Genomic DNA, 684 nt, shown 5'->3' with positions numbered 1-684 from the left:
TTTTAGAGAACGTTACTTTATCTTTAATTTCAAATAATGTCATGAAAAAAGATGAAGCTGCTGAATTTGGTGAAAAATTATTGAAGCAAGTGGGCATGTCGAAACAAAAAAACCAATACCAGTGACTTTATCAGGTGGACAACAACAACGGGTAAGTATCGCTGGGGCACTTGCTGTACAACCTAAAGCAATTCTACTAGATGAGCCAACTTCTGCCTTAGACCCAGAATTAGTGAATGAGGTACTTGAAACCATCGAACATTTGGCAAAAGGACACACAACACTAGTTATCGGGACGCACGAAATGAATTTTGCCCGAAAAGTGGCGGACCGGGTTGTCTTTATGAACGATGGGGTGGTCGTTGAATCAGGACGGCCGGATGAAATCTTCATCAATCCAAAAGAAGAGAGAACCAAGCAATTCCTAAAAGAATATATTGGGGCCAGTGAGTATGTTATCTAAATTGTTTTGATATGGTACCAAAATCGTACCGAATATAGTCTTTTGATAACTTAAAAGTAGAAGATTGCACATTGATGAGCTTGATAATTGACTTTTAAAAAGTAAGCATGTAGACTATAAATAGTTCTAATTGGAACTTGTTATATAAAAAATTTGAATTTAAGAGGAGTATTTAATTTATGTCAGCTTTTAAAGATTTATTAACTAAACGTCGTTCTCAC

General features: G+C 35.8%; 1 protein-coding gene. It reads left to right on the top strand.

Going from position 1 to position 684, the window contains the following annotated elements; translation table 11 throughout:
• Positions 1-121 precede the first annotated feature (121 nt).
• Positions 122-463, top strand: coding sequence for an ATP-binding cassette domain-containing protein (locus ACRCJ0_RS17780; protein WP_431391472.1), 342 nt, complete (start codon positions 122-124; stop codon positions 461-463).
• Positions 464-684: the final 221 nt, after the last annotated feature.

The sequence above is a fragment of the Aerococcus sp. L_32 genome (assembly GCF_050689315.1).
The sequence above is the reverse complement of the archived record's forward strand: the minus strand, read 5'-3'. Positions and strand labels throughout refer to the sequence as shown.